This is a genomic window from Phaeospirillum tilakii, assembly GCF_042683125.1.
Classification (GTDB): Bacteria; Pseudomonadota; Alphaproteobacteria; order Rhodospirillales; family Magnetospirillaceae; genus Phaeospirillum; species Phaeospirillum tilakii.
In genome coordinates, this window is sequence record NZ_JBHUIY010000036.1 from 1 (window position 1) to 12,968 (window position 12,968).

Here is a 12,968-nt window from a genome sequence, read left to right on the forward strand (position 1 = left end):
CCGGCCCGGCCGCCGCCGCCGCGACCGGGGCCGCCGCCAGCGCCAGCACGGCGACCGCCGCCGCCGCCGCCGCCCAGCAGGCGGTGGGCGGCACGCGGGTCAGCCCCACCGACACCACCCCCGCCACCCTGTCGGCCAAGATCGGGGCGTCCGGGCTGCTGGGGGTCGCCATCACCAACCCCGGCGCGGCCGAGGGACTGACCCTGTCGGTTCCCGTCGCCCCCCAGGCCGAGGCCGAGGCCGGCACCGCCGGCGACAAGGCGATGACCCCGCTCCGCACCGCCCAGGCGATCGCGGCGCAGGCTCTGCCGCCGTTCCGCAACCTGCTGATCAACACCGACTTCGCCGACCCGGTCAACCAGCGGTCCTACGCCAGCGGCACCGTCACCACCGCCGCCAACCAGTACACCTACGACCGCTGGCGGGTGGTGACCAGCGGACAGGCGCTGGTCTGGGCCGACGGCGTCATCACCGCCCCCGCCGGTGGGCTCGAACAGGTGGTCGAGGGGAAGATGATCCCGCGCAGCGGCGTTTACGCCCTGTCCTGGACCGGCACCGCCACCGCCATCATCGATGGCGTCGCCGTCGCCAAGGGCGGCACCGTCACCCTGACCAAGGGCACCGACGCCACCGTTCGCTTTTCGGGCGGCACTGTTCAGTATCCGCAACTGGAGTGGGGACCCCGGGCGACCGCCTGGGAGGTGCTGCCCTACGACGTCACATTGGCGCGATGCTGGCGGTACTACGAACTCGTGGTGTACGGCGGTCGCTACTGGGGAACCGGCATCTCCACGACAATGTACGAAGTTGCCCCGTTTAAGGTACCCAAGCGAGTCACTCCGACGATTGTCCTCCCCCCGGCCACCAACGCCGCTTGGAACGCCACCGGCGGCGGGGCCACCCCAACGTCCTGGACGGCCGGTGCGACCCTTTGGGCTGCCGTGATCTGCGCAACCTGTAGCTCTTCCTTTGCCGGAATCTGCCTCAGCTACTTGAGCGCGAATGCGGAGTTGTAAGCCATGGCCCTCTATCGCCTGACCACCACCACCGAACCCTGCGTCGTGATCCGCGAGAGCGACGGCGCCTGTATCCCGCCCGATCCGGCCAATGGCGATTACGCCGCCTATCTCGCCTGGGTCGCCGCTGGCGGCGTGCCCGACCCCGCGCCCGCCGCCGCCGCCAACGCCGCGCTGCTGGCCCAGCTCGACGCGCTCGACGCCAAGAGCGTGCGGCCGCTGCGGGCGGTGCTGACGGCGACCCAGGCCGGCACCGCACCCGACCCCGCCGACCTCGCCAAGCTGGCCGCGATCGAGGCCCAGGCCCAGAGCCTGCGCCGGCAGATCGACGGCTGACCCCGTCATCACCCTTGCCTTGTCCCCAGGAGCCCGCCCGATGCCCCCCGCCCCGTCTTCCCTCGCCGATCTCGGCACCGCCGGCCTGGCCGGCGCGATCCTCGCCCTCGCCCAGACGCTCACCCCGCTGCTCCAGGTGGTGGTGCTGGCGCTGACCGTCCTGTTCCTGCTCCAGGGCGTCGCCCTGCGCCGCCGCGCCCTCAGGACCCGTTCCCCCCTCCCCCCCGGAGATGACCTGCCATGACCACCACCTACGACCCCGCCACCCTGCGCGCCGACCTGATCCGCGATGAAAGCCTGCGCCTCAAGCCCTACCGCTGCCCCGCCGGCAAGCTGACCATCGGCATCGGCCGCAATCTCGATGATGTCGGCATCAGCCGGGAAGAGGCGGAAACCCTGCTCGACCACGACATCGCCGCGCTCACCGCCGATTTCGACCGGGCGCTGCCGTGGTGGCGCGGCCTGTCCGAGGCCCGCCAGCGGGCATTGGTCAACATGGGGATCAATCTCGGCCTGCCCCGGCTGCTCGGCTTCAAGCGGATGCTGACGGCGCTGGAGCGGGGCGAATTCGCCACCGCCGCCGCCGAGGCGCTCGACAGCCCGTGGGCCGGCCAGGTCGGCGCCCGCGCCCAGCGCATCGCCGCGCTGCTGCGCGCCGGCTGAGGGGGGCGCGCGATGATCGCCCCGCTGCGCTGGCTCCGGGCCCGCCTCGCCGAGCGTTCGACCTGGATCGGGCTGAGCGCGGTCGGCACCACCGCCCTCGGCAGCCTCGGCCAGTATCTCGCCCCGGCCGAAACCCACACCATCGCCGTCGCGGTGGTCGCCGCCGGCATCGTCGCCGCGATCATGTCGAGCGGCGGCACCCCGGCAAACCCTCCCCCCGCCGGGCCGCCGGATGGTCCCGCCGACCCGGCCCAACCCTGACAGGAGACCCTGCCATGCCGATGCTGATTCCCAACAACGAACCGCGCCGGATTCCGCTCGCCTTCGCCGCCGCCGACGGCAGCGCCGCCGCGCCCCCCGCCACGCTGACCTTCGCCAGCGCCGCCGGGATGGTCACCCTGGCCTATGCCGACGGAGCGCTGACCGTCACCCCGCTCGGCGGGGTCGGCACCGACACCATCACCGCCGCCGGCCTCGCCGGCAGCCTGGTCCTGACCCTGACCGCTCCCGCCGCCAGGGTCAGCTTCGGCGAAGCGGCGGCGGCCTGACCGTCCGGGCGCCGTCCATCGCGACGGCGCCCCCGATCAGCCGCGCCTCAGCCGCATTTGGCCGAACCGAGCAGGGTCCATTCCTCCGGGGAGCGGAAGCGGCCGCGACTGGTGAAATCGACCACCCGCACCCCGAAGATCATCGCCTCGTAGGGCTGCATCAGCTGACACATCAACCGGGCGTATTTGTTCCAGTCGGCGTCCTGGTTCTTGACCAGCAGCCACAGGATGGCGCGGTCGTCGATCTCGGCATCCATCACCCCGGCCTGGGCCTTGGCCTTGGCCAGGGCGGCGGCGCGGTCGGCCTGGGCGGGAGCGGCGGTCAGGCCGAGCAGGCCGGCCACCAGCGTCAGAGCGAGCAGAAAAGAACGCATGGATTCAAGCCCTCCCCGGGCGCGTCGGATCGGAAGACGAAGGGGTCACGGCTCGAACACCCGGCCGCCGCCCAGCGGCGCGGCCACCCCGGTGGTGGCGGGAAAGGTGGTCGGCAGCCCGGCCAGCACCCGCACGGCGAGGAAGGCGAAAGCCTGGGCCTCGAGCGAATCGCCGTCCCAGCCGACCGCATCGACCGGATCGACCGGCGCCGCCAACAGCGCGGCCAGCCCGGCCATCAGCACCGGATTGTGACGGCCGCCGCCGCTGACCAGCCAGCGCGCCGGCGGCGCCGGCAGATGCGGCACCAGGGCGCCGATTGCGCCGACGGTAAAGGCGGCCAGCGTCGCCGCCCCGTCCGCCGCCGACAGCCCCTGGGTCAGCCGCCCGGCCAAAGCGGCGAAATCGTCGCGGTCGAGCGATTTGGGCGGCGGCCGTTCAAACCAGGGATCGGCCAGGAACACCGCGACCCGGTCGAGATCGACCCGTCCCTCGGCGGCGAGGCGGCCATCCTGGTCGCAGGGCAGCCCGGTATGCTCGGCCGCCCAATCGTCGAGCAGGGCGTTGCCCGGCCCGGTGTCGCAGGCGATCAGGTCGCCGTCGGCGCCGATCCAGGTGACGTTGCCGACCCCGCCGAGATTGAGCACCGCCAGCGGCCGCGGCAGCCCGGCGGCAAGGGCGCGGTGATAGACCGGCACCAGCGGCGCCCCCTGGCCGCCGGCGGCGACGTCGGCGGTGCGGAAATCGTTGACGACCCGGATCCCGGTGGCGGCGGCGAGGCGGGCGCCGTCGCCGATCTGGCGGGTGTGGCCCTCGGCCGGGCGGTGCGACAGGGTGTGGCCGTGAAAGCCGATCGCCCCGATCTCGGCCGCGCCGATCCCGGCCTGGTCGAGCAGGCAGGCCACCGCGTCGGCATGCAGGTCGGTCATCGCCCGTTCGGCGGCGGCCACCCCCTCGCCCGCCACCGCCGCGCGCCGGAGCGCGCTGCGCAGATCGGCGGGATAAGGCAGGGTCAGGCCGGGGCCGCAGCGCGAGACCGTTTCGCCGTCGGTTTCGACCAGGGCGGCATCGATGCCGTCGAGCGAGGTTCCGCTCATCAATCCCAGCGCCAGCATCGCAAGCCTCCCGGGGCAAACACGCCGCTCCCCCCCGCATTGAGAAGGGATCCCGAGTGTGATAAACGAGCGGGCTTCCGGCAGCAAGCGGATCAGCCCCGATGACCTCCCCCACCTCGGAATTCCTCCGCGTCGTCACCGAACGCGGCTACCTTCACCAATGTACCGACCTCGCCGGCCTCGACCGGCGGCTGAACGACGGCCCGGCCACCGGCTATATCGGCTTCGACGCCACCGCGCGCAGCCTGCATGTCGGCTCGCTGATGCAGATCATGCTGCTGCGCTGGTGGCAGAAGACCGGCAACAAGCCGATCGTGCTGATGGGCGGCGGCACCACCCGCATCGGCGACCCGACCGGGCGCGACGAAGCGCGCAAGATGCTGACCGACGCCGACATCGCCGCCAACATCGCCGGCATCCGCACCGTGTTCGACCGCTATCTCGCCTTCGGCGACGGCCCGACCGACGCGGCGATGGTCAACAACGCCGACTGGCTCGACCAGATCAACTACATCGCCTTCCTGCGCGATTACGGCCGCCATTTCACCATCAACCGCATGCTGACCTTCGATTCGGTCAAGCTGCGGCTGGAGCGTGAGCAGGCGATGACGTTCCTGGAATTCAATTACATGATTCTCCAGGCTTACGATTTCGCCGAATTGTGGGAGCGTCGCCGCTGCGTGTTGCAGATGGGCGGCTCCGACCAGTGGGGCAACATCGTCAACGGGGTCGAGCTGGGCCGCCGGGTCCATCAGGCCGAGCTGTTCGGGCTGACCAGCCCGCTGCTGACCACCAGTTCGGGCGCCAAGATGGGCAAGACCGCCAACGGCGCGGTGTGGCTCAACGCCGACATGCTGTCGCCGTGGGAGTTCTGGCAGTACTGGCGCAACACCGACGACGCCGATGTCGGCCGCTTCCTCCGCCTCTACACCGAACTGCCGCTCGACGAGATCGCCCGGCTGGAGCAGCTGCGCGACGCCGAGATCAACGAGGCCAAGAAGATCCTGGCCAACGCGGTGACCACCCTGGCCCACGGCGCCGAGGCCGCCGCCGCCGCCGCCGAGACCGCGCGCCAGACCTTCGAGCAGGGCACCGCCGCCGCCTCGCTGCCGACCGTCGATCTGCCCGCCGCCGAACTGGCGGGCGGGCTGCCCGCCTTCGCCCTGCTGGTCCGGGCCGGGCTGGTCGCCAGCAACGGCGAGGCCAAGCGGCTGATCAAGGGCGGCGGGGCCCGCCTCAACGACGAGGCCCTGACCGACGAGACCCGGGCGGTGACACCGGCCGACCTGCGCGACGGCGTGGTGAAGCTCGCCGCCGGCAAAAAGCGGATCGTGCTGGTCAAACCGGTCTGACCGGAAGAAGCGGACCCGCCCCGCCCGTGTCCCGGGCGGGGCGGAGGCCGCAAGCCTCAGCCGAGGCGCAGCCCGAATTCGTCGGACAGCAGCGGCAGCAGGGCCCGGGCGGGGTCGCGGGTGGACACCCAGGCGCCGCCGTTCCACAGGAAATGATGGGCGCCGCTCTTGGGCGAGGCGACCCAGATCTCGCGCGCGGCGCTTTGCTTGTTGATCACCCAGGTGGAATCATCGCCCAGGGTGACGGTCAGCACCCCGCTTTCATAATCGACGTCGGCATCGTCGCGGCCATCCTCGATCGCCACCGACAGGCGTTCCAGCAGCGGATCGGCCAGGGCGGCGAATTGGCTCTCATCAAGGCTCATCCGGTCCTCCTTCGGCGCAAGGGGGCGTCATGCTACCCCGGAGCCGCCCCCGGCGGTCAAGGATCGCTTGCACCGACCGGTCGTTTTGGTTATAGAGGCGCCTTCGATTTGCGGAGCACCTGGTCATGAAGGACAACATTCATCCCGACTACCACGAGATCACCGTGGTGATGACGGACGGCAGCGAGTTCAAAACCCGCTCGACCCTCGGCAAGGAAGGCGAGACCCTTCGGCTCGACATCGACCCGAAGTCGCATCCGGCCTGGACCGGCGTGCATCGTCTGGTCGACAGCGGCGGGCAGCTGGCGAAGTTCAAGAAGCGGTTCGACAGCTTCGGCATCAAGTCGAGCACCTGAACCAACCCGGCAAACGCCGGGTTCTCCGGCCGGCCGCCCTGCCGGCCGGCCCGCTTTGCGGTGGACTTCGCCTCCGGTTAAGGTTAGAGCAGGGTCGTGACCGGCCGATCGGGTGGCCGGACTCCTGACCGATGCGGCTGGGGCGCGATGATCATCGTCCATTTCGAGGTCTATGTTCTCGAACCTCAGGGATGGGTTCTCCACGCCCGTTTTCCGCGTGCCGACCGTGACGAGGCGCTGAGCGAGGCCTACCAGCTCGAAAGCACCTCCGGTCTGCGCGTCAAGGTTCTGCGCGAGACCTACAACACCGACGACAACAGTTTCAGCGAGGCGGAGGTCTACACCAGCCGGCGTGACCTCCCGCCGCGCAAGCCGGGCAGCCCGGCCCCGACGCCGGCGGCGCGCCCCCGTGGCCGCCCCGCCCCACCGCCCCGATCCCGCCGCCCGGCCGAAGAGGACGGTCACGACACCATCGCCAGCGCCGCCGCGGTGCTGATCCGGCTGACCCTGATCCTGCTGGTCGGGGTCGGCGTCGGCCTGCTCGCCCTCAAGATCCTGCCGTCGGTGGTGCTGAAGCTGTATGAATTCGGCTTCCGCATCACCCCCGAGGGCTACAGCCAGCTGCTGGCCGGGGTGTTCGTGTCGGTGGTGATCCTGGTGACGGTGCCGCTCGGCCTGCGCTTCCTGCCGACCCACGCCCTGCTGCCGGACCGGTCGCCGCGCCGCGCCCGCCCCGGCGCGGTCGCCCCCCAGCCCCAGCCCGAGGCCCGGCCGCGTCCGCTCCGGGCGCCGGCCGAGCCGACCCTGCCGGCCACCCCCTCCCCCGGGCTGGACGAGATCACCATCCCCGAGACCTGGGATTTCTCGCCCGAGGAACGCGCCGCCGACGCGCTGGAGGATCTGCCGCCGCCGGGCGAGCCCCCCGCCCCCGAACCGGTTCTGTCCGACGAGCCGCTGCCGCCGCCGCCGGCCCCGCCGGGGCCGCCCGCCGCCTATCTCGCCGCCGCCGCCGCCTGCGACCGCTTCCTCGACGGCGCCCTGGCGGTGGTCAAGGACGGCGGCACCGGCCTCGACCAGTACCAACGCTTCGCCCTCAACCTCTACATGGCCGGCGCGGTCGGCGCCCTGGCCGAGTCCCACCAGCTCGACGCCGAGGGGCGCGGCCGGCTGCTGGGCGAGGCGCTGCGCCGGCTCGAAGCCCCGGCCGACCTCGCCGCCCGCTTCGGCGAGCGCCTGGGCGAATACATGATGGAGCCGCGCTACATGCGGCTGATCCAGGCCGGGCGCGGCGGCGCCGACCTCCAGGAACTGGGCGACAGCGTCGGCGCCCACGCCACCCTGGCCGGCATCCTGCGCGAGTGGAACCGCCCCGCCGCCGAGAAGAAGGCCTCGATCATGACGGTGATGTTCACCGACATGGTCGGCTCGACCGACCTGACCCAGGCCAAGGGCGACGTCGCCGCCCAGGAAATCGTCCGCCGCCACAACGCGATCGTCCGCTCCGCCCTGGCCCGCTTCTCGGGCAAGGAGATCAAGCATACCGGCGACGGGATCATGGCGGCGTTCGGCTCGGCCGCCAGCGCGGTCGAGGCCTGCGTCGCGATCCAGACCGAGGTCGCCGCCCACAACGCCCGCCAGCCCGACCTCGCGCTGCATCTGCGCATCGGCCTCAATGCCGGCGAACCGATCCAGGAGGAGGACGACCTGTTCGGCGTCACCGTCCAGCTCGCCGCCCGGGTCTGCAACGCCAGCGCCGCCGACGCGGTGCTGTGCACCACGGTGGTCAAGGATCTCGCCTCGGGCAAGGGGGCGCGGTTCGAATCCGCCGGCAGCTTCGCCCTCAAGGGCTTCCGCGACAAGATTCCGCTCTGGAGCGTGGTCTGGCGCTGAGCGCCGGGCCGCCCCGCCCGCCCCTTTCCCTCGGAAGGAACGCCTGGGGCGGGACGCAGGACGGGATTATGGCCGGCGGGTCAGTTGAGTGACCCGCTGCCGTAATTGACCGCCATCCGGTCGATCAGCATCGCCTCGAGCCGGGCGACGCGCACGAACAGGCGGTGGGAACGGTCCATCAGGCTGCGCAGGCCGCGCGGCAGGGTCTCGTCGGCGCCGAAACTGTCATCGAGGCAGACATCCCAGCCGGACAGGCGGCGTTCGGATTCGAGCGCCTCCTCCGGGCTCAGCTCGCCGCTCTGCACCGCGCGCTGCACCATCAGCCAGGCCATCACCTGGGTCAGGCGCGAGGTCACCCGCATCGCCTCGCAGCTCATCCTGAGGCCGATCACCGGCTCGGCGCGGCCGCGCTCGACCCGTTCGTTGTGGCGGAAATAGTTCCGCGCCTCGACCATCAGGGTCAGGGTTTCGTCATAGGTCCGGTTGAAGTAGGCGGGTTGCGCCATCGCCGACCCTCCCCTGGGCACCAGCGCCCACTTTGGTTCAATGTCGCACCGCCCCCAGCCGGCTTCAAGCCGGTGGGGAAAAATAATCCGTCGCCGGCCACGGCGGCGACGGCTTGCGAAGCCGCCCCGATATCCGTTAAGCAGGTTGGGTCTTCTCGAAAATCTGGAACCGACATGAACACAGCAAGCCCCAAGGTGGGGATCGTCAGCCTGGGCTGCGCCAAGACCCTGGTGGATTCGGAGCGGATTCTGACCCGCCTGCGCGCCGAGGGCTACGAGATCGCCTCGACCTACCAAGGGGCCGATGTGGTGATCGTCAACACCTGCGGCTTCCTCGACAGCGCCCGGGCCGAATCGCTCGAGGCGATCGGCGAGGCGATCGCCGAGAACGGACAGGTGATCGTCACCGGCTGTCTCGGCGGCGACGAGGCGGCCATCCGCGCGCTCCATCCCACCGTGCTGGCGGTCAGCGGCCCGCAGAAATATCAGGCGGTGGTCGAGGCGGTCCACGCCGCCGTGCCGCCGCCGCACGGGCCGTGGGAATCGCTGGTGCCGCCGGCCGGGCTGCATCTGACCCCGCCGCATTACGCCTATCTCAAGATCGCCGAGGGCTGCGACAAAAGCTGTTCGTTCTGCATCATCCCCGCTCTGCGCGGCCGCCAGGAAAGCCGGCCGATCGCCGAGGTGCTGGGCGAGGCCGAGCGCCTGGCCGAGGCCGGGGTGCGCGAATTGCTGGTGATCGCCCAGGACACCGGGGCCTATGGCAGCGATCTCGGCCATGCTCCCGGGGTGTGGCGCGACAAGGAGCGCCGCGCCGACCTGATCGGGCTGGCCGAGGCGCTGGGGGAACTGGGCCTCTGGATCCGGATGCACTACGTCTATCCCTATCCCCAGCTCGACCGGCTGATCCCGCTGATGGCCGAGGGGGCGATCCTGCCCTACATCGACATCCCGTTCCAGCATGCCAGCCCCAAGGTGCTGCGGGCGATGCGCCGCCCGGCCAACCAGGACGGAATGCTGGAGCGGCTGGCCGAATGGCGCCGCCTCGTACCCGATCTCACCGTGCGCTCGACCTTCATCGTCGGCTTCCCCGGCGAGACCGACGAGGATTTCGAGCATCTGCTGCAATGGCTGGAGGCGGCCGAACTCGACCGGGTCGGCTGCTTCAAGTACGAGAACGTCCAGGGCGCCGGCGCCAACGCCCTGCCCGACCACGTCCCCGAGGAGGTCAAGGAGGAACGCCACCAGCGCTTCACCGAGGCCGCCCGCCAGATCGCCGACCGCCGCGCCGCCGCCAAGGTCGGCCAGGTGGTGATGGCGATCATCGACGAGGTCGACGAGGAGGGCGCGATCGGCCGCACCACCGCCGACAGCCCCGACGTCGATGGCGCGGTGTTCCTTGAGGGCGAGACCGAGCTGTCGCCCGGCGACCTGATCGCGGTCGAGGTCGATGCCGCCGAGGATTACGACCTGTGGGGCCATCCGGTCGGCCCGCCGCAATGATCCGCCGCCCCGCCGTGCCGCCGGACCTGTACCGGGCGGGGTTCGAAGCCTCGCCCCGGCCGCTGGCCCTGCTCGACGCGGCGGGGGGACTGATCGAGGCCAACCCGGCCTTCCTCGCCCTGGCCCGCCGCCCGCTGGCCGCCCTGCGCGGCCGGCGGATCGGCTGGGTCAGCCCCTGGCGCGACGGCACCGCCTGGCTGACCCCGCCGACCGGCCCGGTCGAGGAGGTGGCGCTGATCCTGCGCCCGCTGCCCGAGGGCGGCACCCTGGTCGAGATCGACCCGGCGGATTCCGTCCGCCGCGCCGCCCGCACCGAGGACGAAAAGCGGGCGATCCTCGAAAACACCTGTGAATTCATCGGCCTGCTCGACGCCGACGGCCGGGTGCTGCACGCCAACCGCGCCGCGCTCATCTTCATCGGCCTCGAAGACGATGCCGGGCTGCGCGGCCGGCCGTTCGCCGACACCCCGTGGTGGTCGCATTCCGACGCCGAGCGGGTCCGGCTGATCGCCGCGATCGCCCGCGCCCGCGCGGGCGAGATGGTCCGGTTCGAGACCTCGCATCCCGGCGGTGACGGCCGGCTCGCCGTGATCGATTTCTCGCTGCGGCCGGTGCTCGATGCCGAGGGGCGGGTGGTCTATCTGGTGCCGGAGGGGCGCGACGTCACCCAGCGCAAGCGGGCCGAGGCCGAGCTGCTGTCGGCCAAGCTGGAGGCCGAGGCCGCCAGCCGGGCCAAATCGACCTTCCTCGCCACCGTCAGCCACGAGCTGCGCACCCCGCTCAACGCGGTGATCGGCTTTTCCGAGGCGTTGCTGTCGCGGGCGCTGGGGCCGCTCGATCCGGCCCAGGTGCAGGATTATCTCGACCTGATCCACACCGCCGGCCAGCATCTCGGCGCGCTGATCAACGACATCCTCGACGTGTCGCGGGTCGAACTCGGCCATCTCGACCTCGCCGACGACGAGATCGACCCGGCCGATCTGGTGGCCTCGGTGCGGCTGCTGCTGGCCCCCCACGCCACCGACAGCGGCATCCGCCTGACCACCGACCTGCCCCCCGCCTTGCCCCGCTTCCGCGGCGACCTGCGCCGGCTGCGTCAGGCCCTGCTCAATCTGGTCACCAACGCGATCAAGTTCACCCCGGCCGGCGGCCGCGTCACCCTGCGCGTCCGCGCCGCGCCGGACGGGCTGCGGATCGAGGTCGAGGATACCGGCATCGGCATCCCGCCCGAACATCACGGCCGGGTGTGGCAGCCCTTTTTCCAGGCCGACGCCGAACATGCCCGCTCGCATGACGGCGCCGGGCTGGGCCTCGCCATCGTCAAGCGGCTGATCGAGGCCCAGGGCGGCGCGGTCGGCCTCGACAGCACCCCGGGCCAGGGCACCCGCGTCAGCATCCTGTTGCCGCCCGAGCGGATCCTGCCCGCGCGGGACTGATCCCGCCGCCTCAGCCCGCCCGCGCCGCCGGGGGCGGATCGAGATGCAGCGCCAGCCACACCGTCGCGACCTTGGGATCGGTCCATTCCACCCGGTGGCGACAATGGGCCGGAATCAGCAGGTAATCGCCCGGCCCCAGCCGGCAGGGGGTGAGGTCGGTCTCGAATTTCAGCGTCGCCGCCCCCGTCACCACCAGCACCCATTCGTCCTGATCCTGGTCGTACCAGCGCCCGGGGGGCGTGGTCTGCCCCTGCGAGACGATCCGTTCGATCTTGAGACCGGGCCGGGCCAGCAGCGCCTGGGTTTGCTCCGCCCCCCCTCCGGGCGGCAGGGAAGCGAACAGGTTGGCGACGATCGGGGTCATGGGCGGATCTTTCACGGCCGTGAGGTTGACACCGGCACAGTCTAGCGGTGTTCGCCCGCCAAGGGGATGGGAAGGTTAGGCCAGCAGGGCGCGAACCTGGGCGACCAGCGCCTCGGGCGGGACGGCGAGGCAGGGGAAATCCAGCCCGCGCGGACAGGTCATCAGGCCGCAATACTGGCATTCGATCACCGGGGCGGCCACCGCCTCGGCGCCGAGATGGCGCGGCGGCTGCGAGCCCGGCACCAGCAGGGTGGGACAGCCGACGGCACGGGCCAGCCACTGGCTGGAGGTCGGCAGCGAAATCAGCAGGTCGGTCGCCTTGAGCCGGTCCAGGGTGGTGGCAATCGGCACGCTGCCGTCGAACCCGCTCCAGACATGACAGCCGGCCTGCTCCAGCGCCAGCGCCAGCCGCCCGCCGTCGCGGTAGCGCAGCTTGCGGCCGGCCAGCGACAGCGCCACCACCGGCCGCCCGCCCGCCGCCGCCCGCAGCGCCGGATCGGGGGTCGCCGGCAGATCAAAATCGAGATCCCCCGCCAGCCCGCAGCAATGGCCGAGGAAGAAATGGGGATAGGACGGCCAGTCGGGGAAGCGGTCCCACCACGGCATCACCCAGTCGGCCATGTGGGGGAAGGTGCTGGCGGCGTGGCCGCCCTGGTCGCCGAAATAGGCCTGGGTCAGCCGCCCCGCCGCCAGTTGGTCGAGGAAGACCCGGGTCGGCAGCCGGGCGTAATTGCCCTCGACCGGTACCCCGGCCTCCATCACCAGCCGGGCCAGGAAGCCGGGAAAGAACCAGGTGTCGAAATTGATCACCCGGTCATAGCCGCGCCCGGCGATTTCGGCCGCCAGCGCCGCCGCGCTGCGCATCGCCTCGGGCAGGGAATCGGGCCATTGGGCGGCGCTGACCGGCAGCACCGCGTCGATTTCGGCCACCCGCGCCATCACCTCGATGCCGGCGGCGAAGGTCATCGCCTCGATCCGCGCGGCGGGAAAGCGCCGCCGGATCAGCCGCGCCGCCGGCACCAGGATCGCCGCGACGTCGCCCAGCCCCATCATCCGGATCAACAGAATCCGCAAACGCCCCTCCGCGCCCGGCGCCGTCGCGATCGAGGATGCTCCAACCCCGACGGAAAGGAAATCGGGTCCACA

17 protein-coding genes are annotated in these 12,968 nt (G+C 71.5%); 11 read left to right on the forward strand and 6 right to left on the reverse strand.

Features of this window, described 5'->3' with window-relative positions:
* From ACFSNB_RS14875 to ACFSNB_RS14900, 6 genes are all read left to right on the forward strand, one after another.
* Positions 1 to 1,016 (forward strand): hypothetical protein (locus ACFSNB_RS14875; protein ID WP_377317951.1); only part of this gene is annotated, 1,016 nt, incomplete at its 5' end.
* A 3-nt stretch (positions 1,017 to 1,019) separates the two neighbouring features.
* A complete protein-coding gene (locus tag ACFSNB_RS14880) occupies positions 1,020 to 1,352 on the forward strand; it encodes a hypothetical protein (RefSeq protein ID WP_377317953.1) in 333 nt (110 codons plus the stop codon).
* A 40-nt stretch (positions 1,353 to 1,392) separates the two neighbouring features.
* Positions 1,393 to 1,596, forward strand: a complete 204-nt coding sequence (locus tag ACFSNB_RS14885; RefSeq protein ID WP_377317955.1) for a hypothetical protein — start codon at positions 1,393 to 1,395, stop codon at positions 1,594 to 1,596.
* Positions 1,593 to 2,015: a glycoside hydrolase family protein gene (locus tag ACFSNB_RS14890; protein WP_377317957.1), complete on the forward strand. Its 423-nt coding sequence runs from the start codon at positions 1,593 to 1,595 to the stop codon at positions 2,013 to 2,015. The genes ACFSNB_RS14885 and ACFSNB_RS14890 overlap by 4 nt, the downstream gene beginning before the upstream one ends.
* A gap of 12 nt (positions 2,016 to 2,027) precedes the next feature.
* Positions 2,028 to 2,276, forward strand: coding sequence for a hypothetical protein (locus tag ACFSNB_RS14895; protein WP_377317959.1), 249 nt, complete (start codon positions 2,028 to 2,030; stop codon positions 2,274 to 2,276).
* A 14-nt stretch (positions 2,277 to 2,290) separates the two neighbouring features.
* Positions 2,291 to 2,563 carry a hypothetical protein gene (locus tag ACFSNB_RS14900; protein ID WP_377317961.1) on the forward strand — a complete coding sequence of 91 codons (273 nt, stop codon included), beginning with the start codon at positions 2,291 to 2,293 and terminating at the stop codon, positions 2,561 to 2,563.
* 47 nt (positions 2,564 to 2,610) lie between these two features.
* Here ACFSNB_RS14900 and ACFSNB_RS14905 read toward each other — a convergent pair whose 3' ends face one another.
* Both ACFSNB_RS14905 and ACFSNB_RS14910 read right to left on the reverse strand, forming a co-directional pair.
* Positions 2,611 to 2,937, reverse strand: a complete 327-nt coding sequence (locus ACFSNB_RS14905; RefSeq protein WP_377317963.1) for a hypothetical protein — start codon at positions 2,935 to 2,937, stop codon at positions 2,611 to 2,613.
* 45 nt (positions 2,938 to 2,982) lie between these two features.
* The gene (locus ACFSNB_RS14910; RefSeq protein WP_377317965.1) at positions 2,983 to 4,050 is read right to left on the reverse strand and encodes an anhydro-N-acetylmuramic acid kinase; all 1,068 of its coding nucleotides are present in this window, start codon (positions 4,048 to 4,050) and stop codon (positions 2,983 to 2,985) included.
* Positions 4,051 to 4,151: 101 nt separating this feature from the next.
* Here ACFSNB_RS14910 and tyrS point away from each other — a divergent pair, with 101 nt between their 5' ends.
* Entirely contained in the window at positions 4,152 to 5,402 is a 1,251-nt protein-coding gene (gene tyrS, locus ACFSNB_RS14915; protein WP_377317967.1) for a tyrosine--tRNA ligase, read from the forward strand.
* Between the two features lie 56 nt (positions 5,403 to 5,458).
* Here the strand turns inward: tyrS and cyaY are convergent, their stop codons facing one another.
* Entirely contained in the window at positions 5,459 to 5,767 is a 309-nt protein-coding gene (cyaY, locus tag ACFSNB_RS14920) for an iron donor protein CyaY (RefSeq protein ID WP_377317969.1), read from the reverse strand.
* 125 nt (positions 5,768 to 5,892) lie between these two features.
* Between cyaY and rpmE the strand changes: the two genes are divergently transcribed.
* Positions 5,893 to 6,123 carry a 50S ribosomal protein L31 gene (rpmE, locus tag ACFSNB_RS14925; protein WP_377317971.1) on the forward strand — a complete coding sequence of 77 codons (231 nt, stop codon included), beginning with the start codon at positions 5,893 to 5,895 and terminating at the stop codon, positions 6,121 to 6,123.
* A gap of 147 nt (positions 6,124 to 6,270) precedes the next feature.
* Positions 6,271 to 8,013, forward strand: a complete 1,743-nt coding sequence (locus ACFSNB_RS14930; RefSeq protein WP_377317973.1) for an adenylate/guanylate cyclase domain-containing protein — start codon at positions 6,271 to 6,273, stop codon at positions 8,011 to 8,013.
* An 80-nt stretch (positions 8,014 to 8,093) separates the two neighbouring features.
* Here the strand turns inward: ACFSNB_RS14930 and ACFSNB_RS14935 are convergent, their stop codons facing one another.
* Positions 8,094 to 8,519, reverse strand: coding sequence for a DUF1465 family protein (locus tag ACFSNB_RS14935; protein WP_377317975.1), 426 nt, complete (start codon positions 8,517 to 8,519; stop codon positions 8,094 to 8,096).
* A gap of 174 nt (positions 8,520 to 8,693) precedes the next feature.
* Between ACFSNB_RS14935 and rimO the strand changes: the two genes are divergently transcribed.
* Both rimO and ACFSNB_RS14945 read left to right on the forward strand, forming a co-directional pair.
* Positions 8,694 to 10,022, forward strand: a complete 1,329-nt coding sequence (gene rimO / locus ACFSNB_RS14940; RefSeq protein WP_377317977.1) for a 30S ribosomal protein S12 methylthiotransferase RimO — start codon at positions 8,694 to 8,696, stop codon at positions 10,020 to 10,022.
* Positions 10,019 to 11,458, forward strand: a complete 1,440-nt coding sequence (locus ACFSNB_RS14945) for a PAS domain-containing sensor histidine kinase (RefSeq protein ID WP_377317979.1) — start codon at positions 10,019 to 10,021, stop codon at positions 11,456 to 11,458. Before rimO ends, ACFSNB_RS14945 begins: the two co-directional genes overlap by 4 nt.
* A gap of 10 nt (positions 11,459 to 11,468) precedes the next feature.
* Here the strand turns inward: ACFSNB_RS14945 and ACFSNB_RS14950 are convergent, their stop codons facing one another.
* Both ACFSNB_RS14950 and ACFSNB_RS14955 read right to left on the reverse strand, forming a co-directional pair.
* Positions 11,469 to 11,822, reverse strand: a complete 354-nt coding sequence (locus ACFSNB_RS14950; RefSeq protein ID WP_377317981.1) for a cupin domain-containing protein — start codon at positions 11,820 to 11,822, stop codon at positions 11,469 to 11,471.
* A 75-nt stretch (positions 11,823 to 11,897) separates the two neighbouring features.
* Positions 11,898 to 12,896 carry a glycosyltransferase family 9 protein gene (locus ACFSNB_RS14955; RefSeq protein WP_377317983.1) on the reverse strand — a complete coding sequence of 333 codons (999 nt, stop codon included), beginning with the start codon at positions 12,894 to 12,896 and terminating at the stop codon, positions 11,898 to 11,900.
* Positions 12,897 to 12,968: the final 72 nt, after the last annotated feature.

Excerpts from the sequence above, each read along its gene's own strand:
- ACFSNB_RS14895 (WP_377317959.1), top strand. The coding sequence starts at position 2,028 with ATGATCGCCCCGCTGCGCTGGCTCCGGGCCCGCCTCGCCGAGCGTTCG.
- ACFSNB_RS14930 (WP_377317973.1), top strand. The coding sequence starts at position 6,271 with ATGATCATCGTCCATTTCGAGGTCTATGTTCTCGAACCTCAGGGATGG.
- rimO (WP_377317977.1), top strand. The coding sequence starts at position 8,694 with ATGAACACAGCAAGCCCCAAGGTGGGGATCGTCAGCCTGGGCTGCGCC.
- ACFSNB_RS14890 (WP_377317957.1), top strand. The coding sequence starts at position 1,593 with ATGACCACCACCTACGACCCCGCCACCCTGCGCGCCGACCTGATCCGC.
- ACFSNB_RS14900 (WP_377317961.1), top strand. The coding sequence starts at position 2,291 with ATGCCGATGCTGATTCCCAACAACGAACCGCGCCGGATTCCGCTCGCC.
- ACFSNB_RS14905 (WP_377317963.1), bottom strand. The coding sequence starts at position 2,937 with ATGCGTTCTTTTCTGCTCGCTCTGACGCTGGTGGCCGGCCTGCTCGGC.
- cyaY (WP_377317969.1), bottom strand. The coding sequence starts at position 5,767 with ATGAGCCTTGATGAGAGCCAATTCGCCGCCCTGGCCGATCCGCTGCTG.
- ACFSNB_RS14945 (WP_377317979.1), top strand. The coding sequence starts at position 10,019 with ATGATCCGCCGCCCCGCCGTGCCGCCGGACCTGTACCGGGCGGGGTTC.
- ACFSNB_RS14880 (WP_377317953.1), top strand. The coding sequence starts at position 1,020 with ATGGCCCTCTATCGCCTGACCACCACCACCGAACCCTGCGTCGTGATC.
- ACFSNB_RS14885 (WP_377317955.1), top strand. The coding sequence starts at position 1,393 with ATGCCCCCCGCCCCGTCTTCCCTCGCCGATCTCGGCACCGCCGGCCTG.
- ACFSNB_RS14950 (WP_377317981.1), bottom strand. The coding sequence starts at position 11,822 with ATGACCCCGATCGTCGCCAACCTGTTCGCTTCCCTGCCGCCCGGAGGG.
- rpmE (WP_377317971.1), top strand. The coding sequence starts at position 5,893 with ATGAAGGACAACATTCATCCCGACTACCACGAGATCACCGTGGTGATG.
- ACFSNB_RS14910 (WP_377317965.1), bottom strand. The coding sequence starts at position 4,050 with ATGCTGGCGCTGGGATTGATGAGCGGAACCTCGCTCGACGGCATCGAT.
- ACFSNB_RS14935 (WP_377317975.1), bottom strand. The coding sequence starts at position 8,519 with ATGGCGCAACCCGCCTACTTCAACCGGACCTATGACGAAACCCTGACC.
- tyrS (WP_377317967.1), top strand. The coding sequence starts at position 4,152 with ATGACCTCCCCCACCTCGGAATTCCTCCGCGTCGTCACCGAACGCGGC.